Origin of the sequence: Pseudoalteromonas shioyasakiensis, assembly GCF_019134595.1 — a bacterium.
GTDB lineage: Bacteria > Pseudomonadota > Gammaproteobacteria > Enterobacterales > Alteromonadaceae > Pseudoalteromonas > Pseudoalteromonas shioyasakiensis_A.
Genome location: NZ_CP077770.1, coordinates 1415669 through 1441098 on the forward strand (window position 1 = coordinate 1415669; position 25430 = coordinate 1441098).

The 25430-nt window shown below is 41.2% G+C and carries 24 protein-coding genes and 10 tRNA genes; 17 read left to right on the plus strand and 17 right to left on the minus strand.

Annotation, left to right across the window (positions count from 1 at the left end):
- Window positions 1–40 precede the first annotated feature (40 nt).
- A complete protein-coding gene (locus KQP93_RS06580) occupies window positions 41–1210 on the plus strand; it encodes an FAD-dependent oxidoreductase (protein ID WP_217876412.1) in 1170 nt (389 codons plus the stop codon).
- Window positions 1211–1467: 257 nt separating this feature from the next.
- On the opposite strand, the gene KQP93_RS06585 is transcribed toward KQP93_RS06580, so the two are convergent.
- The 16 genes from KQP93_RS06585 to lolB all read right to left on the minus strand — a co-directional run bounded on the left by KQP93_RS06585 (window position 1468) and on the right by lolB (window position 8319).
- Window positions 1468–1542 (minus strand) — tRNA-Gln (locus KQP93_RS06585).
- A gap of 38 nt (window positions 1543–1580) precedes the next feature.
- A tRNA-Leu gene (locus KQP93_RS06590) sits at window positions 1581–1665 on the minus strand.
- 71 nt (window positions 1666–1736) lie between these two features.
- Window positions 1737–1811 (minus strand) — tRNA-Gln (locus KQP93_RS06595).
- 40 nt (window positions 1812–1851) lie between these two features.
- A tRNA-Leu gene (locus KQP93_RS06600) sits at window positions 1852–1936 on the minus strand.
- A gap of 70 nt (window positions 1937–2006) precedes the next feature.
- A tRNA-Gln gene (locus KQP93_RS06605) sits at window positions 2007–2081 on the minus strand.
- 40 nt (window positions 2082–2121) lie between these two features.
- Window positions 2122–2206, minus strand: a tRNA-Leu gene (locus KQP93_RS06610).
- Window positions 2207–2295: 89 nt separating this feature from the next.
- Window positions 2296–2372: transfer RNA gene (locus KQP93_RS06615), tRNA-Met, on the minus strand.
- Window positions 2373–2376: 4 nt separating this feature from the next.
- Window positions 2377–2451: transfer RNA gene (locus KQP93_RS06620), tRNA-Gln, on the minus strand.
- A gap of 36 nt (window positions 2452–2487) precedes the next feature.
- Window positions 2488–2572 (minus strand) — tRNA-Leu (locus tag KQP93_RS06625).
- A 59-nt stretch (window positions 2573–2631) separates the two neighbouring features.
- Window positions 2632–2708 (minus strand) — tRNA-Met (locus KQP93_RS06630).
- Window positions 2709–3341: 633 nt separating this feature from the next.
- Window positions 3342–4433, minus strand: coding sequence for a redox-regulated ATPase YchF (gene ychF, locus KQP93_RS06635; protein ID WP_055196903.1), 1092 nt, complete (start codon window positions 4431–4433; stop codon window positions 3342–3344).
- Between the two features lie 34 nt (window positions 4434–4467).
- Window positions 4468–5052, minus strand: coding sequence for an aminoacyl-tRNA hydrolase (gene pth, locus KQP93_RS06640; protein WP_082389177.1), 585 nt, complete (start codon window positions 5050–5052; stop codon window positions 4468–4470).
- A gap of 19 nt (window positions 5053–5071) precedes the next feature.
- A complete protein-coding gene (locus tag KQP93_RS06645; RefSeq protein WP_130167046.1) occupies window positions 5072–5683 on the minus strand; it encodes a 50S ribosomal protein L25/general stress protein Ctc in 612 nt (203 codons plus the stop codon).
- 152 nt (window positions 5684–5835) lie between these two features.
- Window positions 5836–6783 carry a ribose-phosphate pyrophosphokinase gene (locus KQP93_RS06650; protein WP_054551652.1) on the minus strand — a complete coding sequence of 316 codons (948 nt, stop codon included), beginning with the start codon at window positions 6781–6783 and terminating at the stop codon, window positions 5836–5838.
- Between the two features lie 79 nt (window positions 6784–6862).
- Window positions 6863–7729 (minus strand): 4-(cytidine 5'-diphospho)-2-C-methyl-D-erythritol kinase, encoded by an 867-nt coding sequence (ispE, locus tag KQP93_RS06655; protein ID WP_217876413.1) that lies wholly within the window; start codon window positions 7727–7729, stop codon window positions 6863–6865.
- Window positions 7730–7731: 2 nt separating this feature from the next.
- Entirely contained in the window at window positions 7732–8319 is a 588-nt protein-coding gene (lolB, locus tag KQP93_RS06660) for a lipoprotein insertase outer membrane protein LolB (protein WP_217876414.1), read from the minus strand.
- 83 nt (window positions 8320–8402) lie between these two features.
- Between lolB and hemA the strand changes: the two genes are divergently transcribed.
- The 12 genes from hemA to rlmM all read left to right on the plus strand — a co-directional run bounded on the left by hemA (window position 8403) and on the right by rlmM (window position 19768).
- Complete coding sequence (gene hemA / locus KQP93_RS06665; protein WP_217876415.1) at window positions 8403–9659, plus strand: glutamyl-tRNA reductase; 1257 nt, start codon at window positions 8403–8405, stop codon at window positions 9657–9659.
- 7 nt (window positions 9660–9666) lie between these two features.
- Window positions 9667–10752: a peptide chain release factor 1 gene (prfA, locus tag KQP93_RS06670; RefSeq protein WP_217876416.1), complete on the plus strand. Its 1086-nt coding sequence runs from the start codon at window positions 9667–9669 to the stop codon at window positions 10750–10752.
- A gap of 2 nt (window positions 10753–10754) precedes the next feature.
- Complete coding sequence (gene prmC / locus KQP93_RS06675; protein WP_217876417.1) at window positions 10755–11597, plus strand: peptide chain release factor N(5)-glutamine methyltransferase; 843 nt, start codon at window positions 10755–10757, stop codon at window positions 11595–11597.
- Between the two features lie 45 nt (window positions 11598–11642).
- Window positions 11643–13181 (plus strand): DUF3369 domain-containing protein, encoded by a 1539-nt coding sequence (locus KQP93_RS06680; RefSeq protein WP_217876418.1) that lies wholly within the window; start codon window positions 11643–11645, stop codon window positions 13179–13181.
- A 21-nt stretch (window positions 13182–13202) separates the two neighbouring features.
- Window positions 13203–13577 (plus strand): SirB2 family protein, encoded by a 375-nt coding sequence (locus KQP93_RS06685; RefSeq protein WP_054561812.1) that lies wholly within the window; start codon window positions 13203–13205, stop codon window positions 13575–13577.
- Between the two features lie 132 nt (window positions 13578–13709).
- Window positions 13710–14537 (plus strand): tetratricopeptide repeat protein, encoded by an 828-nt coding sequence (locus tag KQP93_RS06690; RefSeq protein ID WP_217876419.1) that lies wholly within the window; start codon window positions 13710–13712, stop codon window positions 14535–14537.
- Window positions 14538–14552: 15 nt separating this feature from the next.
- Entirely contained in the window at window positions 14553–15806 is a 1254-nt protein-coding gene (locus KQP93_RS06695) for a DUF819 family protein (RefSeq protein WP_217876420.1), read from the plus strand.
- A gap of 9 nt (window positions 15807–15815) precedes the next feature.
- Window positions 15816–16670 (plus strand): 3-deoxy-8-phosphooctulonate synthase, encoded by an 855-nt coding sequence (gene kdsA / locus KQP93_RS06700; protein ID WP_217876421.1) that lies wholly within the window; start codon window positions 15816–15818, stop codon window positions 16668–16670.
- A 95-nt stretch (window positions 16671–16765) separates the two neighbouring features.
- Window positions 16766–17662, plus strand: a complete 897-nt coding sequence (locus KQP93_RS06705; RefSeq protein WP_063706073.1) for a transcriptional regulator GcvA — start codon at window positions 16766–16768, stop codon at window positions 17660–17662.
- 1 nt (window position 17663) lies between these two features.
- Window positions 17664–18308: an alpha/beta family hydrolase gene (locus KQP93_RS06710; RefSeq protein ID WP_217876422.1), complete on the plus strand. Its 645-nt coding sequence runs from the start codon at window positions 17664–17666 to the stop codon at window positions 18306–18308.
- Window positions 18305–18673 (plus strand): DUF423 domain-containing protein, encoded by a 369-nt coding sequence (locus tag KQP93_RS06715; protein ID WP_054551639.1) that lies wholly within the window; start codon window positions 18305–18307, stop codon window positions 18671–18673. Before KQP93_RS06710 ends, KQP93_RS06715 begins: the two co-directional genes overlap by 4 nt.
- Before the next feature lie 9 nt (window positions 18674–18682).
- A complete protein-coding gene (gene rlmM / locus KQP93_RS06720; RefSeq protein ID WP_217876423.1) occupies window positions 18683–19768 on the plus strand; it encodes a 23S rRNA (cytidine(2498)-2'-O)-methyltransferase RlmM in 1086 nt (361 codons plus the stop codon).
- Window positions 19769–19846: 78 nt separating this feature from the next.
- Here the strand turns inward: rlmM and cysZ are convergent, their stop codons facing one another.
- Window positions 19847–20557 carry a sulfate transporter CysZ gene (cysZ, locus tag KQP93_RS06725; RefSeq protein WP_217876751.1) on the minus strand — a complete coding sequence of 237 codons (711 nt, stop codon included), beginning with the start codon at window positions 20555–20557 and terminating at the stop codon, window positions 19847–19849.
- Between the two features lie 269 nt (window positions 20558–20826).
- Between cysZ and KQP93_RS06730 the strand changes: the two genes are divergently transcribed.
- The 4 genes from KQP93_RS06730 to speA all read left to right on the plus strand — a co-directional run bounded on the left by KQP93_RS06730 (window position 20827) and on the right by speA (window position 25430).
- Entirely contained in the window at window positions 20827–21804 is a 978-nt protein-coding gene (locus KQP93_RS06730) for a transposase (protein ID WP_217876424.1), read from the plus strand.
- A gap of 465 nt (window positions 21805–22269) precedes the next feature.
- Window positions 22270–22731, plus strand: a complete 462-nt coding sequence (locus tag KQP93_RS06735) for a GNAT family N-acetyltransferase (RefSeq protein ID WP_217876425.1) — start codon at window positions 22270–22272, stop codon at window positions 22729–22731.
- A gap of 73 nt (window positions 22732–22804) precedes the next feature.
- Window positions 22805–23239 (plus strand): hypothetical protein, encoded by a 435-nt coding sequence (locus KQP93_RS06740; RefSeq protein WP_217876426.1) that lies wholly within the window; start codon window positions 22805–22807, stop codon window positions 23237–23239.
- A gap of 277 nt (window positions 23240–23516) precedes the next feature.
- A complete protein-coding gene (gene speA / locus KQP93_RS06745; protein ID WP_135924153.1) occupies window positions 23517–25430 on the plus strand; it encodes a biosynthetic arginine decarboxylase in 1914 nt (637 codons plus the stop codon).

Consider the following 25430-nt stretch of genomic DNA (forward strand, 5'->3'; position numbering starts at 1 on the left):
ATTTATCCCGTATTTAAATAGCCAAATGAGCGAATATTAAATGAATAAAAATAAGGTAATTGTTGTCGGTGGCGGCATGGTAGGTGCTGCTACTGCTGTAAAACTGGCTAAGCAGGGTAGGGATGTCACCGTTATTGAAAAGCACCTTATCGATGCTGATCACATTTTAAGCTCAGATAAGGTAGATATTCGCATTTCGGCTATTAATCGTTTTTCAGAGAATTTACTTGATGAGCTTGGTGCAATGCCGTTACTAAGACGCAATCGTATTGCACCTTATCAACAACTAGAGGCCTACCAGCAACAAGGCGAGAATTTATTGTTTGATAGCCATGAGATAGGCGAAACGCATTTAGGTCATTTAATCGAAAATAATTTAATTCAAGCAAGTCTTTGGCAGCAATTCGCCAAGTACAACATCGAAGTGATAGAGCAGTTATCAGCCATTACGGATATTACTCAAACGGCTGATTCAATCACCTTACATTATGGCGATACTCAATATACCGCTGATTTAGTTGTTGCTGCAGATGGTGGACAGTCACAATTGCGAACTAAAGCTGGTTTAGGTGTAACGGGTTGGCAATATGGCCAGCATTGCATGGGCGTGTTAATCAAATTAGATGCCCCGCAGCAGGTAAAAACGTGGCAACAATTTACGCCAACCGGGCCCGTAGCGTTTCTACCGATGCAGGCGCCTTATGCTAATTTAATTTGTTATCACGATGCTGCGGTTTTAAAGCAGTGGCAAACATTGTCGAATGAGCAACTTAAAGCAAAGCTCATTGAACATTTCCCTGAATTACCGGGCGATTTTGAGTTACTTGAGCATGCTGTTTTTCCACTTGCACGCCAACATGCCAATGATTATTCGCACGGACGTTTAGTTTTAGTGGGTGATTCGGCGCACACAATTAACCCGCTTGCTGGGCAAGGTGTGAACTTAGGCTTTCAAGATGTTGTAGCACTGGCAGATATTTTGGCAGATCAACCTGATGTTGGTCAGCAAGCGTTATTAAAGCGCTACGAGAAAAAACGCCGCCACGCTAATTTACTGATGATGAGCATGATGGATGCGTGTTATTTTGGTTTTTCAAACGAGATTAAACCACTGAGCTGGGTGCGCAGTAAGTTTTTAAAGCTTGCTAATAACACAGGCCCTGCAAAAAACTGGGTTTTAAAGTATGCGATCAGCGGGACATCAAGTTAATCGTACAAAAGACAAAGAAGCGGGGTAATGAAAATTAGCCCGTTTTTTTGTGCTAAAAATTACCGAATATACTTTGGAGAAACTTGAAACTTGAAACTTGAAACTTGAAACTTGAAACTTGAAACTTGAAACTTGAAACTTGAAACTTGAAACTTGAAACTTGAAACTTGAAACTTGAAACTTGAAACTTGAAACTTGAAACTTGAAACTTGAAACTTGAAACTTGAAACTTGAAACTTGAAAGGGAAGTAAGTAGTTGGCTGGGATACCAGGATTTGAACCTGGGAATGGCAGGATCAAAACCTGCTGCCTTACCGCTTGGCGATATCCCAACGCTAAACTTGAAGAGTTTTAGTTCTACTTAAGAACATGGTGCGGAAGGAGAGACTTGAACTCTCACAACCGAAGTTACTGGAACCTAAATCCAGCGCGTCTACCAATTCCGCCACTCCCGCATCATTTGTACTAAAAGTACTGGTAGTTATTTTAGACTCTTCATTGAGTATTCTTTATCACTTTAAGAAAGTGGCTGGGATACCAGGATTTGAACCTGGGAATGGCAGGATCAAAACCTGCTGCCTTACCGCTTGGCGATATCCCAACAAAGAATAATTTGATAGTTTTGGTTCTTATCAAGAACATGGTGCGGAAGGAGAGACTTGAACTCTCACAACCGAAGTTACTGGAACCTAAATCCAGCGCGTCTACCAATTCCGCCACTCCCGCATCGTTCGTACTAATGTACTGGTAGTTATTTTAGACTCTTCATTGAGCATTCTTTATCACTTTAAGAAAGTGGCTGGGATACCAGGATTTGAACCTGGGAATGGCAGGATCAAAACCTGCTGCCTTACCGCTTGGCGATATCCCAACAAAGAATAATTTGATAGTTTTGGTTCCTATCAAGAACATGGTGCGGAAGGAGAGACTTGAACTCTCACAACCGAAGTTACTGGAACCTAAATCCAGCGCGTCTACCAATTCCGCCACTCCCGCATCATTCGTACCAAAAAAGTACTGGTAGTTATTTTAAACTCTTCATTGAGTGCAGCTTTAACTCCTGCAGAGCCATTCTAAAGAAAGAATGGTGGCTAAGACGGGATTTGAACCTGTGACCCCATCATTATGAGTGATGTGCTCTAACCAACTGAGCTACTTAGCCATCGTGGCTGGGATACCAGGATTTGAACCTGGGAATGGCAGGATCAAAACCTGCTGCCTTACCGCTTGGCGATATCCCAACAAAAGCTTGATAGTTTGAGTTCTTATCAAGAACATGGTGCGGAAGGAGAGACTTGAACTCTCACAACCGAAGTTACTGGAACCTAAATCCAGCGCGTCTACCAATTCCGCCACTCCCGCATCATTCGTACTTAAAGTACTGGTAGTTATTTTAAACTCTTCATTGAGCAACAAAAGAATGGTGGCTAAGACGGGATTTGAACCTGTGACCCCATCATTATGAGTGATGTGCTCTAACCAACTGAGCTACTTAGCCATCTTTTTTGTTAGCACTTCATCGCTGAGTGCGGGGCGTATTATGCTGATATGACCTAAATCCGTCAACACCTTTTTTGCAAAAAAATGCTTATCAGTGTTTGTTTGCATTAAAATTAAGCTAAGTGGCGAAATTTCATTTAAATTGCTGTTTTTTTGACTGCAATTTATGAGTTTAATTCCCAAACACATTGTAAGAGTTTTAAAACGTACATTTAAAGTTGCTTGATTTTCATACAAAAATCAAGTGTCAAAATTAGTTAGTGTGATCTTTTAGCTGATTTAAACACAAAAAAGCGAAAGCGAATGAATTTATACAGGCCATTTTGTCACTAAGGGGGCTTATTTTTAATTTTAAAATGCACAATTTGCTGATCGAGCACTCAATAGGTTGCAAAATTGGCTGCGAGCTTTGAAATTCCCCTTATTTAATTGTCGTTATTACTCATTTTGCTTTCGACGTGTTGATATACGACTCACCGCTCAGCATAAATAGACAATACATCACTAAAGAGAGCAAGCAAAGGCAAGGCAGCAAAAGTATCACTCATCATGCTTTGATGTTTTAGGAATATTTAGGCAATAAAAAAGGCTCGTAATAACGAGCCTTTTAAAATCTAATGAGCGAATATGCTTATACGTTAAATAAGAAGTTCATCACATCGCCGTCTTTAACGATGTATTCTTTACCTTCTTGGCGCATCTTACCCGCATCTTTAGCACCACTTTCGCCTTTAAACTCAATGTAGTCGTCAAATGCGATAGTTTGAGCACGGATAAAGCCGCGCTCAAAGTCAGTGTGGATTTTACCCGCAGCTTGTGGCGCAGTGGCACCTACTGGGATTGTCCAAGCACGTACTTCTTTAACGCCAGCAGTGAAGTAGGTTTGTAATTTAAGTAACTCGTAACCACCACGGATCACTAAGTTAAGACCTGGCTCTTCTAAACCTAGGTCAGCCATAAATTCTAACTTATCTTCTTCTTCAAGTTCAGATAACTCAGATTCAATCGCTGCACATACTGGAATAACAACGGCGTCTTCTGCAGCGGCAATTTCACGTACTTTGTCTAGGTAAGGATTATTTTCAAAACCATCTTCTGCCACGTTCGCAATGTACATGGTCGGTTTGATTGTTAAGAAGTTAAGCGGCTTAATCGCTGCTTTTTCTTCTTTTGTTAGTTCTAAAGAACGTAACGTTAAACCTTCATCTAAGTGTACTTTTACTTTTTCTAAAACAGCATTTTGCTCTTTAGCGTCTTTGTCGCCGCCTTTTGCTTTCTTAGCATTACGAACAATCGCTTTATCTGCACTGTCCATATCAGCAAGTACTAATTCGGTGTTAATTACATCGATATCATCAGCAGGGTCAATTGTGCCAGCAACGTGAACAATGTTTTCGTCTTCAAAACAACGAACAACGTGACCAATCGCATCTGTTTCACGAATGTTTGCTAGGAATTGGTTACCTAAACCTTCACCTTTCGATGCGCCTTTTACTAGACCGGCAATATCAACGAATTCCATCGTCGTTGGTAAAATACGCTGAGGATTTACGATAGCGGCTAGATCATTTAAGCGCGCATCAGGAACCGGTACCACACCCGTGTTAGGCTCAATGGTACAGAAAGGGAAGTTAGCGGCTTCAATACCCGCTTTAGTTAGTGCATTAAATAGAGTTGATTTACCAACGTTTGGCAAACCAACGATGCCACATTTAAAACCCATAGTAAGATACCTTGTGTAATTTCATTAAAACGGATTAAGGTTTAAATGAATGTAGTCTGTTTTGTGCTTTTAACACACCATCTTTTGCAAGTATTTCCATACAACGAACTGCTTCGTCAACGGCGGCGTCCATTTTTTCTTGATCGTCTTTCGCGGCTTTACCTAGCACCCAGCCTGTTACCATTTCTCGGTGACCTGGATGACCAATGCCTATGCGAAGGCGCATGAAATCTTTTTGGTTTGCCATTTTCGCAATAATATCTTTTAAACCATTATGACCGCCGTGGCCGCCACCTTTTTTAAGTTTTGCAATCCCAGGATCTAAGTCCATTTCGTCATGAGCAACGAGAATGTTCTCAACAGGGATTTTAAAGAAATTAGCGAGACTACTCACCGCCTTACCACTTAAATTCATATAAGTTGTAGGGATCAGTAATTTAAATTCTTGGCCTTGAATAATCACTTTGCCAGTGAGGCCGTGATATTTAGGATCATGTTTGAGTGTGCAGTTATAACGTGCAGCCAGTTCTTCGATGAACCAAGCACCTGCATTATGGCGTGTGTTTGCGTATTCGGGGCCTGGATTAGCCAGGCCCACAAGCATTTGAATAGAATTCAAGGTGTTTACACCTTAAAAATTATTCTGCAGCGTCTTCTGAAGCTTCTTCTTCAGCTGGAGCTGCTTTGTTAGCTTTAACAGTAACAACTGACTGATCGTGATCAGCGCCTTTAGTTAGCTCAACAGATGCAACACCTGAAGGAAGTTTAAGGTCAGAAAGGTGGATTGAATCACCAGCTACTAAATCTGAAACGTTAACTTCAACGAACTCAGGAAGTGCTTTAGGAAGACACGTGATTTCGATTTCAGTTAATTGGTGAACAACAGTGTTACCAGCTTTAGTTACTTTCTCTTCACCGATGAAGTGTACAGGCACTTTAGTGTGAAGTTTGTGAGTAGCATCTACACGTTGGAAGTCTAAGTGAGTGATCTTAGGCTTGTACGGGTGACGTTGAATATCTTTAAGGATAGCTTCAACTGACTCGCCACCGATGTTTAAAGTAAGGATGTGCGTGTAGAAACCTTCGTCTTCTTGCGCTTTGATCATATCTTTGTGTGCAAGAACGATTGATGCAGCTTCTTTGTCAGCACCGTAAAGGATTGCAGGAACTTTATCTTCACGGCGTAGGCGGCGGCTCGCACCAGTACCTGTTTCTGTACGTAATTCTGCATTGTATGTGTAAGTTGACATAATGTCTCCAATAATTAATAGTCTTAGGGCCTTTGCGACCAAGGTCCCCAGCCAAAAGGCGCGCTATCATACCACCCCTTTCGGGGAAAATAAATAACGACTACAAAAAAAGCACCTAAGCGGTGCTTTTTTTAGTATTGCAGTGATGTTGATTAGTGTTCAAACATCGCTGAAATAGATTCTTCGTTGCTGATACGACGGATTGTTTCAGCAAGCATATCTGCAAGTGTAAGCACTTTGATTTTATCAATTGCTTTCAGCTCATCAGATAGTGTGATTGAGTCAGTTACAATAACTTCATCAATGACTGAGTTACGAATGTTCTCAGCTGCATTACCTGAAAGTACTGGGTGAGTGGCGTAAGCAAATACGCGTTTTGCACCGTGTTCTTTAAGCGCTGCTGCTGCTTTACATAAAGTGCCACCAGTATCAATCATGTCATCAACGATGATACAGTCACGACCTTCAACGTCACCAATAATGTGCATTACTTGTGAAACGTTTGCTTGTGGACGACGCTTGTCGATAATAGCAAGGTCTGTGTCGTTTAATAGCTTAGCGATTGCACGAGCACGAACAACACCACCGATATCAGGAGAAACAACAACAACGTCATCGAAGTCGCGTTCTTTCATATCTTCAAGTAGAACTGGGCTACCAAATACGTTATCAACTGGTACGTCGAAGAAACCTTGGATTTGTTCAGCGTGTAAATCAACCGTTAGAACGCGGTCAACACCAACACTTGAAAGGAAATCTGCAACTACTTTAGCTGTAATTGGTACACGAGCAGAACGCACGCGGCGGTCTTGACGTGAATAACCAAAGTAAGGGATAACGGCAGTAATACGTCCAGCAGACGCACGACGTAGGGCATCAACCATAACGATAAGCTCCATTAAGTTATCGTTAGTAGGGTTACAGGTTGATTGGACAATGAAAACGTCAGAGCCACGAACATTTTCATTAATTTGAACACTGATCTCACCGTCACTAAAACGGCCAACAACAGCATCGCCTAATTCAATATACAAACGTTTTGCAACTTTTTGAGCTAGCTCAGGTGTTGCGTTACCAGCGAAGAGCTTCATGTCAGGCACGGTAGGGTTCCTCAGGCACTGAATTTTGGGACTAACAGGCTATGGTGGGCACCAAAGCAGGTTAACATTTACTTGTACGTTACTTCATTTCAAAGTGAGCATTTAATGCTGTATGAGCAGGAGAAAGTGTAGCACTACTTGCAACAAAACCTGTCCATTTTTCTGGTAATTGAGCTAAAACTTGTTGTGCTTGTGCCTCGGTTGAAAACTCAGCAAAGCAGCAAGCGCCTGTACCAGTCATCTTTGACGGGGCGTATTTTAGCAACCACTGCAGGGCTTTTTCAACCTCGGGGCAGAGCTTTTTAACTAAAGCCTCACAATCATTGCCTAAATTTTCTGTTTGCCAGTCTGCTTTTAGCTTAGGTGTGTCGCGCTTTAAATCAGGATGGGTAAAAATTTTCGCGGTGCTTACATGCTGCCCTGGATGCACCACACAGAACCAACTTTGCGGTAACTCAACATTTTCTAGTTGCTCGCCAATACCATGGGCAATGGCAGTGTGACCATTAATAAATACCGGCACATCAGCGCCTAATTTCACCCCAAGCTCTGCTAATTCTGTAAGCGTTAAATCACAGTCCCATAGCTTATTTAGGGCAAGGAGGGTTGTTGCTGCATCGGATGAGCCACCGCCAACACCACCGCCCATCGGCAAGCGCTTTAATAATTCGATACGCACGCCGTGTTTACAATCACCGTACTGTTGTAATAAACGAGCGGCTTTATATATAAGGTTATCTTCAAGCTCAATGCCGTTTGTATCACCTGTTACTTTAATTTCAGAGTCGTTAGTGACAGTAAATGTAAGCTCGTCACCATACTCTAAAAAAGTGAACAGTGTTTCAAGTTCATGATAGCCATCTTCACGGCGGCCATTAATATGAAGAAATAAATTTAGTTTTGCTGGTGCTATTAACGTTAGCGGAGCGGTTGAAGCGTGTGTCATGATTAATTTAACTGCCAATCATTAAGTTGAATTTTAATACGGATTTTTTGGTTTTTGAGGCTGAGCTTAACAGGAAGCCAATAACCATCATGTTTGATGTAATCTGAATAGGTTATTTGCCACTGTTGACCATTGTGTGCTTGCCAGATAAGACTTTTTAAGCGGCCTTGCTCATCGTAGCTGGCTTGATCGTTCTCGACAGTGCCTTTTAGCCACTTTGCGGCATTATCCAATGGGATTGAAAAACCGGTTAAACGATATAACAACATTGAGGCATCACGGTCGGTATACACATCATCGTTGTACTCAAGCTCAGCGCCTTGTGCATTTTGCTTTAAAGACAGAATACGGGTACCAATAAAGCTGGTTAGCACCATTTCACTGTATTGCTCATCATGTTGCCAATTTAAATTGGCAGATTGGCGTTGCTCAGTACTAATAAATGCCATTTTGCCTTGTACTTGCCACTGAGCTTGTTGTTCTAATTGGCTTTTCCAGTCAGGATAAATGTAATCAACCGTTGAAATTTTTTGCGCACAACCGCCGATAAATAAAAAAAACATGAATAAAATCAAATATTGTTTAATCAAATGTCGTTCCTTACTTTCCATATTCCGCTGATTTTTGGTAAAATTAACGCCTTTACAGCTGGGCTTAGCAATATTTGGTACATATGACCATCGTAGCACTTGGTATAAATCACAAAACCGCATCCGTAGAATTACGCGAAAAAGTCGCGTTTTCGCCTGAGCAAATGTCTGAGGCGTTACAGCAATTAAGTGGTCATGCGCATTTTAATGAAGCGGTTATTGTTTCGACCTGCAACCGAACTGAAATCTATTGTAGCCTTGCCGAGCGTAATTCCCAAACCTTGTTGCACTGGTTAGCCAGTTTCCATGGTTTGGATGAACAAGAACTGAGCAACAATATCTATTATCATGAAAATCACGAAGCAATTAATCATTTAATGCGGGTGTCTTGTGGTCTAGATTCGTTAGTACTCGGTGAGCCGCAAATTTTAGGGCAAATAAAACAAGCCTACCATAATGCAAAAACTCACGATGCCATTGGTGTAACCTTTGACCGCTTGTTTCAAAAAACATTTTCAGTGGCAAAACAAGTTCGTACCGAAACTGACATTGGTGCCAGCGCAGTATCTGTTGCTTATGCCGCGGTTAATCTTGCGAAACATATTTACGGCAAACTAGATAAAACTAATGTACTGCTAATTGGTGCAGGTGAGACGATTGAATTAGTTGCTAAGCACTTATACCAAAACGATCCGCAAAAAATAACGGTGGCAAACCGTACCATTGAACGCGCTAAAACGTTAGCGAGTGAGGTTAACGCGGATGTGATTGCACTTGCCCAGTTACCCGAGCGTTTACACGACGCCGATATTGTTATTAGTTCAACCGCCAGTACCTTGCCCATTATTGGTAAAGGGGTGGTAGAGCAGGCGCTGAAAAAGCGCCGCCACAAACCAATGTTATTTATCGATATTGCGGTACCGCGTGATATCGAAAGCCAAGTAGGCGAATTAGATGCTGCCTATTTGTATTCTGTTGATGACTTACAAGCCATAGTAAGCGAGAATATCGCCGCCCGTGAGCAGGCTGCGGAGCAAGCGCAAGCTATTATTCGCTCACGTACCGATGAATTTGCTATGTGGTTGCGTTCACTCGATTCGGTGGATCTTATTCGCCATTATCGCAACGATGTACAAGATATAAAGTCAGAACTTGTCGAAAAAGCCCTTGGCCAGCTACAAGCAGGTAAAGAGGCAGAAAAAGTAATACTCGAGTTGGCAAACAAACTGACCAACCGCTTGATGCACGCACCTACCCGTGCCATTCAAGATGCTGCTAAAAAAGGTGAAGCAGCGGAGTTAAGCCAATTAAAGAAAATGTTAGGTATTGATCAGGAATAGTCGTTAAATGAAAGAGTCTGTTTATAGAAAATTAGAAACCTTAGTTGAGCGTTATGAGGAAGTGCAAGCGCTACTAAGCGACCCCTCTGTGATCAGCGACCAAAATCGCTTTCGTGCCTTATCTAAAGAATACTCAGAATTAGAAGAAATCGTAAAAGCATTTTTAGCTTACCAACAAGCACAAGATGATGTTGCTACAGCAGAAGAAATGTTAAAAGACTCTGATCCTGATATGCGTGAAATGGCGCAAGAAGAATACAAAGAAGCAAAAGCACAAATTATTGCATTAGAAGATGAAATCCAAATTCTAATGCTACCAAAAGACCCTAAAGACAATAATAACGTCTATTTAGAGGTTCGTGCCGGTACTGGTGGTGATGAAGCTGCTATCTTCGCAGGTGACTTATTCCGTATGTACAGCCGCTACGCTGAAACTAAAAAGTGGAAAGTAGAGGTAGTAAGTACTAACGAAGGTGAGCACGGCGGTTATAAAGAAGTCATTGCGCATATCTCTGGCGAAGGCGTGTATGGTCAGCTTAAGTTTGAATCAGGTGCGCACCGTGTACAACGTGTACCAGAGACTGAGTCGCAAGGCCGTGTTCATACCTCAGCTTGTACTGTAGCCGTTATGGCAGAAATTCCTGAAGCGGAAGCAATTGAGATTAATTCTGCAGATATTAAAGTAGATACTTTCCGTGCATCGGGTGCCGGTGGTCAGCACGTAAATAAAACTGACTCAGCAATCCGTATTACGCACATTCCAACGGGTGTGGTTGTAGAGTGTCAGGATGAGCGTTCGCAGCATAAAAACCGTGCCAAAGCGATGTCTGTACTAGGTGCACGTTTACAACAAGCTGAAGATGAAAAGCGTCAAGCGGCTGAAGCGTCAGAACGTCGTAACTTAGTAGGTAGTGGTGACCGCTCTGAGCGTATTCGTACTTATAACTACCCGCAAGGTCGTATTACCGATCACCGTATTAATTTAACACTTTATCGTTTGAATGAAGTAGTGGCCGGTGATTTAGGAACTGTTATCGAACCTCTAATGCAAGAACACCAAGCTGACTTACTTGCTGCGATGGGCGATGAATAATCGTGCCACAAAGCATTGAACAAGCAATTGTTGCTGCAACGGCGTTATTAACGCCTAGCAGCGACAGTGCTAAGTTAGACGCACAAGTCCTGTTATTATCCATTCTTGATAAACCTCGTAGCTACTTATTTACCTGGCCCGAAAAACAACTTACCGAACAGCAACAACGTGATTTTGAACAAGCATGTCAGCGTCGTTTAAATGGTGAACCAGTTGCTCACATTGTTGGTTTCCGTGAATTTTGGAGTCTTCCTTTAAAGGTTAATCCAACAACTCTGATCCCAAGACCTGATACCGAAACGTTAGTTGAATATGCTTTAGGCCTTGAGCTACCTTCTGCTGCAAACGTGCTTGACTTAGGCACTGGCACAGGGGCAATTGCCTTGGCATTAGCCAGTGAAATGCCTAATTGGCAGGTGACAGGGGTTGATAGAGTGGCTGATGCAGTTGAGCTTGCCGAAGAGAACAAACAACGACTCAATATTAACAACGCCACTTTTGCGTTAAGCAATTGGTTTAGTGCAGTAAGTACACAAAAGTTTGACCTAATTGTTAGCAACCCACCGTATATTGAACATGATGATGAGCACTTAAGCCAAGGTGATGTTCGCTTTGAACCGCTCTCTGCATTAGTTGCAGATGACGACGGTATGGCTGATATTAAACAAATTATTACTATCGCACGTGACTATTTAGCAACAAATGGCTATCTTTTAATAGAACATGGCTACAAACAAAGTGTGAAGGTACAAGAATTTTTTGCACAAATGTCGTATAGCCATATACTTACAATTAAAGATCTTGGCGGTAATGACCGTGTAACATTAGCACAATGGCCTAAATAACAATAAAGCGCACTGTGCGTACATAGCCTTTGAGGATCCCATAGAATGGATGATTTTTTGTTTTCGGATGAAGCACTTGATGAAGTAAGTGAGGTGGTTCAGGGTAGTTGGAAAGTCATCGTCGTTGATGACGAGCCAGAAGTACATGCCGTAACAAAGCTTGCGTTAAGTGACTTTGAATTTCAAGATAAACGTTTAGAGTTCATTAGCGCCTATTCGGGTGAAGAAGCCAAGCAAGTTATTCAAGAGCACCCAGATGCGGCTATCGTACTACTCGATGTGGTTATGGAAACTGACGATGCAGGCCTCAAAGTTGCTAAGTTTATTCGTGAAACCGCAAAAAATAATCACATTCGGATCATTCTTCGTACAGGCCAGCCTGGGCAAGCACCCGAGCGTCAAGTTATCGTTAATTACGATATCAATGATTACAAATCAAAAACTGAACTAACAGCACAAAAACTGTTCACTGTGGTGATGTCGAGTTTACGTTCTTACCGTGACATTTTATCGATTGAGCAATCTCGCCAAGGCCTTGAAAAAATTATTAAAGCATCGCGCGATATTTTCTCGACTCATTCACTTGAGAGCTTTATTGAAGGGGTAATGCAACAACTTACCTCATTGCTAGGTACCGTTGATCAGGCCATGTATGCAACAAGTTTAGTTGCTAGTAACCCGCAAGATAACCAAAAGAAGCTAGTGGTGTTTTCAGGGCGAGGTGAGTTTGAACGCAGTGAAGGCAAGGCGATTGAAGAAGTGCTTGATGAGGAGCAATTACAAGCCTGTCAGCAAGCACTGAGTGAAAAAACCATTGTTTATCGTGAGAACTATTTATTTGCCTATTGCAGTAGTGAATATAATCACAACTCGATGTTATTTATTTCTGGTATCCCGAAACATTTAACCGACACTCAGCGCCATTTGATTGAAATTTTCTCGCAAAATGTACAGCTGGCGTATGAAAATGTACAGTTACAATCTGAAATCGAAGCAACACAACAAGAGTTAGTATTTAGGCTCAGTGAAGCATTAGAGCAACGTTCAACAGAAACAGGTAACCATGTAAAACGTGTGTCGCACATTTGTTATGAACTTGCCATGGCCTATGGTCTATCAAAACGCGAAGCAGAACTTATTCGCTTAGCTGCGCCACTGCATGATGTGGGTAAAGTGGGTATTCCTGATGCCATCTTAAATAAGCCTGGGCCACTTACCGACGAAGAGTGGGCCATTATGCAGCAACATGCTGAAAAAGGTCATTTAATTTTAAAAGACTCAAATCGTGACATTGTTAATACTGGGGCGATTATTGCGTTAGCGCACCATGAGCGCTGGGATGGCTCAGGCTATCCGAATGGTTTAAAAGGTGATGACATTCCAATTGCAGGTCGCATTGTAGCCTTAGCTGATGTGTTTGATGCACTGCGCCATAAGCGTTGTTATAAAGAGCCGTGGTCACTTGACGATGTAGTTAAAGAAATTAATGCGCAACAGGGTAAACAATTTGACCCTAAGCTAATCGAAGTGTTTAATCAGCGCGTTAAAGAAATAGAAGACGTACTTGTACGTTATCCAGATTAATTAAAATAAAATTAGGGGCATATGGATTATTTAGCAGTAAAACATACTCACATGTTATTTGCCGTGTTGAGTATTATCTTATTTTACGTTCGTTCTTTTTCACGCTTAAAGACGGGCGCTCTGGCAAAAAATAAAGTAGTGTTTATTGGCAGCCACAGTATCGACACTTTATTGCTTGTTTCTGCCGTGGCATTGATTGTAATGGCAGGTTTTAACCCACTTGAACAATCTTGGTTATTAGAAAAGATAATCTTAGTGGTTGCTTATATTGTGCTAGGTATTGTTGCAGCTAAACAAAGCGCACAAGGCGCGAAGGTTGTATTACTTGCCATAACCACGCTTATTTTATTAGCAATTGGTTATTTAGCGTCTGCAAAAACAGCACTTCTTTTATAACAAATCTCTAGGCGGTATTTGATGGCATTGACTGTCGTACCGCTTTTTTATATCTCATCGCTCAGTATTGGTAACTTAGGGCAAAAGTAGGTAAACTAGCTGTTCGTTTTTGAAAGAGATGTAGCAGTATAAATGACCACCCCTTGGTTTGAAGATCAAAATGAATCCTATCAAGATGAGGCCTTTGACGCATTTTCTTCTAAAGTGCTTTATCGTTGTATCGACGCCGAATTAAAGTGGGATCAACAAGCTGATTTAACAGCCTGTTATGACACCCTTAATGAGCTTGAAAATACGGTAACAGCTCTTTGCGCCGAATTAAAAGAGCCACATGAGCGTCTCGATAAGTTACTTGATACCTTTTATCAGCAATGGCTGTTTAGCTCATCAAGCTTAAAAGTGCCAGAGTATACGTTAAATAGCTTTAGCTATACCATTACTATGCGCAGTGGTACACAAACAACGCTGGCAATTTTACTTTGTCATTTATTACAGCATGCTGAACTTGATGCCACAGTCACGCTTAGCCAGGGAGACGTGCACATTCACGTTGGGATGAGTGATGAAGAAGGCTATTTAATTGAGCCAAGCACAGGTCAGCAGAGTTGGTACATAACACCAGAGAATGCCTGTGAAGAAAATGGTGATGAGCAAGAACCGCTTGAACTGATTTTTGAAGAAGAGCTTTATAAGCTGTATCTAGCCCAACAAAAATGGTCGTTTATCAGCGAAAGTAAATTTGGCCATGCTTTGCATTGTGTTGAAATGCTGATGGAATTAATTGGTGATGACCCGTATGAGCGTCGTGACCGCGGCTATTTACTTAATCAGCTAGATTGCCCAAAAATGGCGCGTGATGATTTGCAGTACTTTATTAATGAGTGCCCAGATGATCCTGCTATCGAAGTTATTCAGCATCAAATTGCTGAAATAGAAGACAACAATAATACACACCACTAATTTAAAGGAACATTTATGACTGACGCCCACAGTGCGCTAATTACCAATGACGCAGTCGTACTTGGTTTGCTTGCCGTTATTTTGGGGTTTATTTTTAAAACCTCGCACAGTAATAATGCTGCCTGCCAAAAATTTTATAAATATGTACCGGCATTATTGCTTTGCTACTTTTTACCATCATTACTCAATACATTTGGGATTGTTGATGGTCATTCATCAAACGTTTACTACGTAGCATCTCGTTACTTACTTCCAGCCTGTTTAATCTTGCTTACTATCAGTATTGATTTAAAAGCGATCTTAAACCTTGGGCCAAAAGCGTTGATCATGTTTTTAACAGGCACCATGGGTATTGTTATCGGTGGCCCACTGGCTATCTTAGTGATGAGTGCCGTTTACCCAGAAGCGGTGGGTGGTCATGGCCCTGATGCTGTTTGGCGTGGTATGACGACCATTGCCGGCAGCTGGATTGGTGGCGGCGCAAACCAAGCTTCAATGAAAGAAATGTTTGATGTAGGTGGTGATATCTTCTCTGCAATGGTGACCGTTGATGTGATAGTAGCTAACTTATGGATGGCTGTACTTTTATTAATGGCAGCAAACCATAAGGCGATTGATGCTAAAACAGGTGCAGATACGCGTGCAATTGAAGATTTAAAAGAGCGCGTAGAAAAGTATCATGCTGAGCATGCGCGCATGCCTACCTTAAATGATTACATGACGATTATCGCTATTGCCTTTGGTATTACAGGCCTTGCGCATTTTTGTGCCGACTTTTTAGGTCCGTTTTTTGGGGCTAATTTCCCATGGGCACAAGAATATAGTTTAAACAGTAAATTCTTCTGGTTAATCGTTATCTCTACCACAATTGGTATTAGTTTATCGTTTACTAAAGTTCGCCATATTGAAGCTTTTGGTGCGTCAAAAGTAGCATCAAGCTTTTTATATATTTTAGTTGCTTCAATTGGTTTACACATGAATATAACTGCGATTTTTGACTCGCCAATGTACTTTGTACTTGGTGCGATTTGGATGATTACCCATGCAAGCTTAATGTTAATCGTCGCGAAACTAATTAAAGCACCACTGTTTTATATGGCAGTAGGCTCTCAAGCCAATGTAGGCGGCGCGGCATCAGCACCTGTTGTCGCATCAGCATTCCACCCGTCACTTGCGCCAGTGGGTGTTTTACTTGCTGTTTTAGGCTATGGTGTAGGTACTTACATGGCTTATATTTGTGGATTAATGCTACAAGCTGTTGCACCTTAAGGAATAGAAATGAACAACCAGTTAATTAAAATTAACGAGATTGAATTAGCCAACGACAAACCATTTGTATTGTTTGGCGGTATGAACGTACTTGAATCACGTGATTTAGCGATGCGTATTGCTGAGCATTATGTAGAAGTAACATCAAAGCTAAACATTCCATACGTTTTTAAAGCCTCTTTTGATAAAGCGAATCGCTCTTCAATTAACTCATACCGTGGCCCGGGCATGGAAGAAGGTTTAAAAATATTTGAAGAAATTAAATCTACTTTTAATGTGCCACTGATCACCGACGTACATGAGCCGCATCAAGCTGCGCCTGTGGCTGAAGTGGTTGATGTAATTCAGTTACCTGCATTCCTTGCTCGTCAAACTGACCTAGTTGTTGCTATGGCAAAAACTGATGCCATCATCAATGTGAAAAAGCCACAGTTTTTAGCACCACACGAAATGCGTCATATCATTAAAAAGTTTAATGAAGCGGGCAACAACAATGTTGCACTGTGTGAGCGTGGCACCAGCTTTGGTTATAACAACCTTGTGGTTGATATGCTAGGTATGGATGACATGAAACCTATGGCGCCGGTTATATTTGATGCAACACACGCATTACAGCGCCCAGGTGGCCGAGCTGACTCTGCGGATGGCCGCCGTGCTCAAGCTGCAGAACTTGCTCGCAGTGGTATGGCATTAGGTATTGCGGGTTTATTTATTGAAGCGCACCCTAATCCGAATGAAGCAAAATGTGATGGCCCGTGTGCACTAGCACTAAGCAAGCTAGAAGGTTACTTATCGCAAATGAAAGCGGTTGATGACTTAGTTAAAAGCTTTGCACCACTCGATACCAGCGCAAGCGATTTATAAGTATATAAGTATGAAATAGGCGACCATGGTCGCCTTTTTTTATTTGTATCGCTATAATCGACGCATAAGAAAAACTAATTCTAAGTTTGGTGTTTATGTCTCGTCGTTTACCTCCTTTAAATGCACTAAAAGCATTCGAAGCCGCTGCCCGCCATTTGAGCTTTACCAAAGCAGCAGAAGAGCTATATGTAACGCAGGCCGCGGTGAGCCACCAAATTAAAACCCTTGAAGAGCATTTAGGTCTAAAGCTGTTTTTACGTAAGAATCGTTCTTTGCTGTTAACCGAAGAAGGCCAAGGCTACTTTTTAGATATAAAAGAAATTTTTACCCAGCTGATTGATGCCACAGAAAAACTACTAGCCCGAGGTGCGAAAGGGTCACTCACGGTAAGTTTAACGCCAAGTTTTGCGATTCAATGGTTAGTACCCAGACTTAGTTTATTTAATGAATTGCATCCAGAAATAGACGTGCGAATTAAAGCACAAGATCAGGATGAAAATTCACTTTCTGACGATGTAGACATTGCTATCTACTATGGCCGTGGGCACTGGAGTGGCGTGCAGACTTATAAGCTGCACACTGAATACCTAGTGCCGTTATGTAGCCCATTGTTGTTAACGGGCCCTAAGCCGCTTAATCAACCCAGTGATTTAGCAAATCATACCTTATTGCATGATACGACACGTAAAAACTGGAAAACCTGGATGAAAACGGCAGGTGTACGTAATGTACAAGTTAACCAAGGGCCGATTTTTAGTCACTCATCGATGGTATTGCAAGCCGCGGTACATGGGCAGGGGGTTGCAATTGGTAATAGCGTTTTAGCAAAACCCGATATTGATGCGGGACGACTCGTCATTCCATTTAATCACTCATTAGAAAGTAAAAATGCGTACTATTTAGTGATCCGCGAATCGCAAACAGAGCTTGGCAAAATAGTGTCTTTCAAAGACTGGATGCTGAGCTTAGTTGAACAAGAACAAGAGTATTAACATGTTACAGTGGTTTAAAAGTGCAACGGGCAAGGCGCGTGCACAGTTTATATTTGCCCATGGTGCAGGGGCAGGCAGTGATTCTGAGTTTATGCAAACAATGGCTAACTTGATTAGTCAGCATGATATTGATGTAGCGCTGTTTGATTTTCAGTATATGCAAATTGCTAAAGAAACAGGCAAGCGTAGGCCACCCGAGCGCGCTCCTAAGCTACTTGCCTACTTTAGTGAAGTTTTAGCCGAGCGCCAGCCTGAGTTGCCACTATTTATTGGGGGTAAATCTATGGGTGGGCGTATGGCTTCTATGCTTTGTACTGAGCAGGACCAAGCTCAAATTGCTGGCGTGGTTGCTTTTGGCTATCCGTTTCACCCACCGGGTAAACCCGAAAAACTTCGCATAGACCATTTTGTTGATATGCCATGCCCATTTTTAGTGCTGCAAGGTGAACGCGATACGTTTGGGAATCAGCAAGAACTCGCTGAGCTTGAAATGGTTAATCCGCCAGAGATTAAATTTCTCAAAGATGGTGACCACTCATTAAAACCTCGCAAAAAAAGTGGCATTACAGAACAAGAAAACTTACAGCAAGCTGCAGATTATGCAGCACAGTTTATTTTGAATTTAGCGGCTGGAGATGCGAAATGATCAAACTATATTTAATGATTGGTAGCTTATTTTGCATGCTTTCAGTAATGCTTGGCGCATTTGCTGCTCATGGTTTAAAAAGCCGCGTTTCTGAGTATGCGATTGGAATTTTTAAAACCGCTGCTGAATACCAAATGGTGCATGGCCTTGCATTGATAGCAATTGCTATCTTAATTAAGTGGGGCATGAACTTAAGCTGGGCTGGTGGATTTTTTATCGCAGGTACCGTGTTATTTAGCGGTAGTTTGTATTTACTCGCACTAACGGGCATGAAATGGCTTGGGCCTATCACCCCAATTGGCGGTGTTTGTTTTATTATTGGTTGGGCTATTTTGTTAGTTCAAGCAGCACGATATAAGTTTTAAGGGTTATCTATGTCGAGTGTAGTTATTTATTGTCGCAGTGGTTTTGAAAATGATGCCGCTGCTGAAATTACTTTTCAAGCTGCTGAACAAGGCTTTGCTGGTTACGTAAAAACAAAACCAAATACGGGTATTGTTGTTTACGAATGTTTTGATGCAAGCCACGGTGAAGAAATCATCAAAAAAGTCGATTTCAAAAATATGGTTTTTGCTCGCCAATGGTTTACTGGCACCTTAGTCGATAACATGCCACTTGAAGACCGCGTAAGTGCCATTGTTGATGCTGCCGCTGAGTTTCCTGAATGTGGTGACCTACGCGCAGAAACGCCAGACACCAACGAAGGTAAAGAGCTGAGTAAGTTCTGCAAAAAGATTTCGACGCCACTGAAAAAGTCACTTGAAAAACGCTCGAAGGTAACACGTGAAATTGCTGAGAAAAAGCCCGTTATGCATGTGTTATTTTTAGCAAACGACAGTGCTTATGTTGGCTACTCATATACATTTAATAATTCGCCATTCTTTATGGGCATTCCGCGTTTACGTATGCCTAATGATGCGCCAAGCCGCTCAACGTTAAAACTCGATGAAGCTTTTAACGTATTTATTCCACCTCATGAAGCTGAAGAGCGTATGCAACCTGGCATGCGAGGGGTTGATTTAGGTGCTTGCCCAGGTGGTTGGACTTATCAATTGGTGCGCCGTGGAATGTTTGTAAGCGCAATCGATAATGGCCCTATGAATGATGACTTGATGGAAACTGGCCAGGTAAAACACTTTAGAGTCGATGGTTTTAAATACCGCCCTGAAAAGCGCAATATTCAATGGTTAGTGTGTGACATGGTAGAAAAGCCGGCTAAAGTGACCAATCTAATGATAGATTGGGCGGTGAACGCTTACGCAAAAGAGCTTATTTTTAATCTTAAATTACCGATGAAAAAACGTTTTGATAGCGTTTACGAGTGTTTAAAAATGATTAAAGAAGAGCTTGAAAAGTATGGTGTAAGTTACGAATTACAAGCCAAACATTTATATCATGACCGTGAAGAAGTCACCGTACATTTAAATGTAACTAAGGTGCCACAGAGCCTTTACAGTTAATATTAATTTGAAATTAAAAAAGGCCAATCGCAATTCGATTGGCCTTTTTTATTTGAAATCAGCTTAAGGTGGTTAAAGTTATGAGCGGTATTTACTGCGGTAATTTTCAACCCATAACCGGGTTCCACCACATACAGCAACCGGCATAACAATAAGGTTTACAATGGGGATTGCTGTTAATAGCATCACTGCTAAACCAAAGCCATATGATAATGTTTGCTTTTGCTTTAAGTCATTTTTCATGGCATTAAAACTAATTTTATGGTTATCAAACGCATAGTCTTCGTATTGGATAGCATACATCCAACAGGTGAATAGCACCCATAAAACTTGCCCGATCACAGGTAAAATCCACAATAAGATAAAAAAGCCTATGGCACGCGGCAGGTAATAGCACAGTTTTGTCCACTCTCGGCCGAGCATACGTGGCACATCTTTCATTGTATCGAAAAGACTATCGTCATTAATTTTTTGCCCAGTTAAGTAAAGCTCGACTTTTTCACTGAGTAGGCCGTTGAATGGGGCAGCTATAAAATTAGTGATAACTGTGAAGAGCATGCTGTAACTAAATAAAATCACCAGCACGGCAATCGGCCACATTAGCCATTCGAGCCAGCTAAGCCATTCGGGTAATAACGAGTTCATGTAAGCGAAGCCATCAGTAAGCCAGCCATATAAAAAGAACAGCGAACTACCAAAAAGCAGGATATTGATTAATAAAGGAATAAGTACAAAACGTTTCAACCCTTTTTGGCTAATTAACTTAAAGCCAGAAAAGAAGTATTCCATACCTTGAGTGAACTGCACGAGAAAACCTCATCTTTTTTCTTGTTGTTTGCAGTATATGGTTTTAACGATATTTGAACAGCTTTTTTCCGTAACAAAGTGTTTAATTCTTTACATGGACAGTCACTTTTAGCTCAACCTTCAGCTGTAATCAAGAGGAAGAAATTTAAATGGACAGTCACTACATTTAAGAGCTCTTGCAGCACAAAAGTTTTTGTCTACACTTTAAATACAGCTAATGTATTTCAAATTATCAGTTCAAGGAGTGGACGATGGCTTTAGCAAGGAAGCGGCAAATCTGTTTGTCGAACACCAAGTATTATCACTGCGTATCCCGTTGTGTTAGGCGTGCCTACCTTTGTGGAGAAGACGCACTCACAGGTAAATCATATGAACACCGTCGAGGGTGGGTTGAAGAGCGTCTGTTTTTTCTTGCAAAAATATTTTGCGTTGATGTATGTGCTTATGCGGTGATGAGCAATCATACACATCTTGTGCTTTATGTTGATGATAAAAAAGCAAATAGGTTATCGGATAAAGCCATTCTTTTACGCTGGTTTAAGCTCAGTAAAGCAACGGCTTTAGGTCAAAAGTTTCTCTGTGGTGAGCCGCTAAGTGATGGTCAGCAAGCCTTCTTAAATAAAGAGGTTGCAGAATATAGGGCGCGCCTTTCGAGCATTAGTTGGTTCATGCGAATGCTTAATGAATATATAGCCAGGCGCGCGAATAAAGAAGACGAGTGTACAGGTCACTTTTGGGAAGGGCGATTTAAGAGCCAAGCATTGCTTGATGAATCAGCACTTTTGGCGTGTATGGCCTATGTTGATTTAAACCCTGTTCGTGCTAAAGCTGCGAGCACGCCTGAGCAATCGGACTATACCAGTTTTAAAAAGCGATGCCAGAGCGCGAAGGAGTCAAAGCAACCTAAGTTACTAGCTCGTTTTATTGGTGGTATGAGTAAGTATAAATCAAAGGGAATACCTTTTGAGTTAAAGTCATACCTATTATTAGTGGAGCAAACTGGTCGCTGTATCAGCGCGGATAAGCCCGGATATATAGAGCATAATTTACCTCCTATTCTTGAAAGGCTGAATTTCGAAACGGAAAAATGGTTAACACTAACAACTCAATTTGAAAACTTATTTCATGGAGCCGCAGGCCGAGTTGGTGCTATTGAAAGTTACTGCAGTAAAACTGCGCGCAGGCGACGAAGTAACTGTACTAATAGTCGATTATTGTTTGCTAGCTAATTTCTATGTGATTTTTTAAGGTGGATTTAGGTTCACCGCTTTGGTATGTCTGAATGTCTCATACATATTGAAATATGTCCTAAAACTTAAGAATAAATGAGTGCTTTATAAATAAGCGGTTCTGCAAAGTCATTGCAACTGAAACTAAGATGAACTTCATTTCAACTCTAAGGCTTTTATTTTTAAGTGCCTGTCCTTTTAGTTACCTTTAAAATTAAAAAGTGACTGTCTTTGTAAAAGTTGTCAGTAGAAAGCATTAATCCTCAATAGGGTGGTGTAGGTTGGACTTTAATTTTTATCAACTGGGCGTTTTTTCAGTTACATAGCGTTGAACTAAGCGATACTATGGCGGTCTGAACAGTACCTATAAAAATGAATATTGAAAACAACAGTAGAGGATCAGACTAATATCCGATATCATTGTTAACATCATTAACAAAACCGACATATAAAAATGGGAGTTTTATGCAGTTAGTCGATTTAAATCCACATGATCCTGAAGTAGTAAACGTGTTTTCTGATATAGACCGACTCATAAACTCATTATACCCTGTCGCTACCGCCCAATCTTTAAGTGTTGAAGAGTTAGCTGAGCCTAATGTTTATGCTATAGGCTTAAAAAATGAAGATGGTATCGTTGCATGTGGCGCAATCGTGATGCAAGAAGGCAACCCTCCATACGGTGAAATCCGCCGGCTATATGTAAAACCCAGCTACCGTGGTAAGGGTTTATCACGTCGAATTATGCAAATCTTATTGCATCAAGCAGGTGAGCAACTAATTCCGCTAATTCGGTTAGAAACAGGGCCTAAGCAAACAGAATCAATCAGTCTATACGAAAACTTAGGTTTCAATCGTTGTGGCCCGTTTGGGAATTACAGCGAAAATCCACAAAGCTTATTTATGGAGTTAGGGCTTAACCAGTAATTGAAGTGTTAAGCCATGTTTTACTGAGGACATCTTAATTTATAAATATTCCTTACAAATCATGTGCTTTACTATGGTTTTGTTGATAGCTTCTTGCGGTGATAAACCGCAGCTATCTAATTTTACTCAAAATAAGCAACCAGACCTTACTATTGATGCCACTCAGTTCTATTTAAACTCATGTCACTCCCTCACTGGTGTCTTCAATCATAATGGCAGCATAAAAACAAAAGTAATTCTTACATTTCCCACTCGTCCTTTAAGTGTTTGCAATAATAAGCAATCACAACTGAATTTTGATGGTATTTATCTTACTGTAAAAATATGTCGCACCTCTTTTGGCGCTGGTGGTTGTGGGGTTGAAAAGTATCGCACAAAAGATTTCGATAACTGGCAAGAGTACATTGGTATAACGTGGCATGACAATGAGCAATATGAAGCATGGAGGTGCTTAGGGTCAAGCTCTTCTAAAGCTGATGAAATCACAAAAGTAGTGCCTGTCCACTGAAATGAAAATAGAGTTCACTAACATATATCTGTACAGTGACTGTCCTTTATAAATTCTCAGTCCTTTATAAATTCTCATTTGCCATATTGAGTGCCTGTCCATTTAAAAGAGTTTTTTAAATCCTAATTACAATGGGTGTCTATAAATTTGTTTTTCACATCAAAAATCACTCGTTACGAGTAAAAATTCTTGTTGGACTTGAATCACTATTTTTCTTTTAATGCGCGGCAACAACCCTTGCCGATTTCGGCACTACTAAAATAAAAGAGAAAGATAGATGAAAGAAACAACATCACTAGAACAAGCTCGCACGAGTTACAATGTTCGTCATTGGAGCCAAGGTTTCTTTGGTATTAATGATCAAGGTGATGTGTATGTTGCGCCAAAGGCCCATGCCCCAGAGCAAACCATTGCACTAATCGATATCGCACAGCAGTTACAAGATAAAGGCTTAAGCTTGCCTGCGTTGGTTCGTTTTCCACAAATTTTACATCATCGTGTACATAGCTTATGTCAGGCATTTAACACGGCGATTGAAAATTATGGTTACCCGAAAGACTATTTGCTTGTTTACCCAATTAAAGTAAACCAACAGCGTGAAGTTGTTGAAGAAATTGTTGCAAGCCAAGCTGATATTGAAAAGAAACAATTGGGCCTAGAAGCGGGCAGTAAACCTGAGCTATTAACTGTATTAGCAATGGCTGAAAAAACCAGTGCTGTCATTGTGTGTAATGGCTACAAAGACCAAGAATACATTCGTTTAGCACTGATTGGCGAAAAGCTAGGTCACAAGGTTTACATTGTTCTTGAAAAACTGTCTGAGTTAGACATGGTGCTTAGCCAAGCAAAAGAATTAAACGTAAAGCCGCGTATTGGTATTCGCGTACGTTTAGCGTCGCAAGGTAAGGGCAAGTGGCAAGCAAGTGGTGGCGAAAAATCAAAATTTGGTTTGTCGGCATCGCAAGTACTCAGTGTGGTTAATCGTCTTAAAGCGTCTGATCAACTTGATCTGATCCAACTTGTACACTTTCACTTAGGCTCGCAAATGGCAAACATCCGCGATGTTCGCTTAGGGGTGAGTGAAGCTGCGCGTTTTTACTGTGAGTTACGCAAGTTAGGTGCACAAATTGATTGCTTAGATGTGGGTGGCGGTTTAGCGGTAGATTACGACGGTACACGCAGCCAGTCTCATAACTCAATGAACTACAGCCTAAGTGAATACGCTAATAACATTGTATACACCATTGGTGATACCTGTAAGTTATATGAGCAGCCAATGCCGCGCATTATTTCTGAATCAGGTCGTGCGTTAACAGCGCACCATGCTGTATTGATCTCGAATGTTATTGGCACCGAAAGCTATGTACCAGAAGACATTCAAGCGCCAGCCGCTGATGCACCACTATTATTAAAAAACATGTGGACATCATGGCAACAGTTAAGTGATGACAATGACGACCGTGCATTAATTGAAATTTATCATGATAGCCAAGGCGATTTAGCCGAAGCACATAATCAATTTGCACTTGGTTTATTAGATTTAACAGAGCGAGCATGGGCGGAGCAAGTTAACTTACGTGTCTGTTATGAACTTAACAAACACATGGATAACAAAAACCGTTTTCATCGCCCGATTATTGATGAATTAAATGCGCGTTTAGCAGATAAGTTTTTTGTGAACTTTTCATTATTCCAGTCATTACCGGATGCATGGGGTATTGACCAAGTGTTTCCTGTTCTACCATTAAGTGGTTTAACAGAAGCACCACAAAAACGCGCCGTGTTACTTGATATTACCTGTGATTCAGACGGTGCTATGGAGCACTATGTAGACGGTCAAGGTATTGAAAGCACATTACCTGTGCCAGCATTTAGCGAAGAAAAACCTTATTTAATGGGCTTTTTCTTAGTGGGTGCTTATCAGGAGATTTTAGGTGATATGCACAACTTATTTGGCGACACACACAGTGCAATTATAAAAATGGATGAGCAAGGTCAGGCGCAAATCACTGAAGTTAACGAAGGTGATACCGTTGCAGACATGATGCGTTACGTACATTTAGATGTAGAAAGCTTCCAGCAATCTTACGCCCAGCTGGTGGCAGCTAAATTGCCAGAAACTGAGCAGCAAAGCGTATTAGATGAGCTGCAAACTGGCTTAAATGGTTACACTTATTTAGAAGAGTTATAA

Bases quoted from the DNA above. Each gene is read 5' to 3' on its own strand.
- speA (WP_135924153.1), top strand. From the start codon at position 23,517: ATGAAAGAAACAACATCACTAGAACAAGCTCGCACGAGTTACAATGTT.
- KQP93_RS06705 (WP_063706073.1), top strand. From the start codon at position 16,766: ATGTCTCGTCGTTTACCTCCTTTAAATGCACTAAAAGCATTCGAAGCC.
- KQP93_RS06740 (WP_217876426.1), top strand. From the start codon at position 22,805: ATGGTTTTGTTGATAGCTTCTTGCGGTGATAAACCGCAGCTATCTAAT.
- kdsA (WP_217876421.1), top strand. From the start codon at position 15,816: ATGAACAACCAGTTAATTAAAATTAACGAGATTGAATTAGCCAACGAC.
- KQP93_RS06685 (WP_054561812.1), top strand. From the start codon at position 13,203: ATGGATTATTTAGCAGTAAAACATACTCACATGTTATTTGCCGTGTTG.
- ychF (WP_055196903.1), bottom strand. From the start codon at position 4,433: ATGGGTTTTAAATGTGGCATCGTTGGTTTGCCAAACGTTGGTAAATCA.
- KQP93_RS06710 (WP_217876422.1), top strand. From the start codon at position 17,664: ATGTTACAGTGGTTTAAAAGTGCAACGGGCAAGGCGCGTGCACAGTTT.
- ispE (WP_217876413.1), bottom strand. From the start codon at position 7,729: ATGACACACGCTTCAACCGCTCCGCTAACGTTAATAGCACCAGCAAAA.
- prfA (WP_217876416.1), top strand. From the start codon at position 9,667: ATGAAAGAGTCTGTTTATAGAAAATTAGAAACCTTAGTTGAGCGTTAT.
- KQP93_RS06695 (WP_217876420.1), top strand. From the start codon at position 14,553: ATGACTGACGCCCACAGTGCGCTAATTACCAATGACGCAGTCGTACTT.
- KQP93_RS06730 (WP_217876424.1), top strand. From the start codon at position 20,827: ATGGCTTTAGCAAGGAAGCGGCAAATCTGTTTGTCGAACACCAAGTAT.
- hemA (WP_217876415.1), top strand. From the start codon at position 8,403: ATGACCATCGTAGCACTTGGTATAAATCACAAAACCGCATCCGTAGAA.
- KQP93_RS06680 (WP_217876418.1), top strand. From the start codon at position 11,643: ATGGATGATTTTTTGTTTTCGGATGAAGCACTTGATGAAGTAAGTGAG.
- KQP93_RS06690 (WP_217876419.1), top strand. From the start codon at position 13,710: ATGACCACCCCTTGGTTTGAAGATCAAAATGAATCCTATCAAGATGAG.
- KQP93_RS06645 (WP_130167046.1), bottom strand. From the start codon at position 5,683: ATGTCAACTTACACATACAATGCAGAATTACGTACAGAAACAGGTACT.
- cysZ (WP_217876751.1), bottom strand. From the start codon at position 20,557: ATGGAATACTTCTTTTCTGGCTTTAAGTTAATTAGCCAAAAAGGGTTG.
- rlmM (WP_217876423.1), top strand. From the start codon at position 18,683: ATGTCGAGTGTAGTTATTTATTGTCGCAGTGGTTTTGAAAATGATGCC.
- KQP93_RS06580 (WP_217876412.1), top strand. From the start codon at position 41: ATGAATAAAAATAAGGTAATTGTTGTCGGTGGCGGCATGGTAGGTGCT.
- KQP93_RS06715 (WP_054551639.1), top strand. From the start codon at position 18,305: ATGATCAAACTATATTTAATGATTGGTAGCTTATTTTGCATGCTTTCA.
- KQP93_RS06735 (WP_217876425.1), top strand. From the start codon at position 22,270: ATGCAGTTAGTCGATTTAAATCCACATGATCCTGAAGTAGTAAACGTG.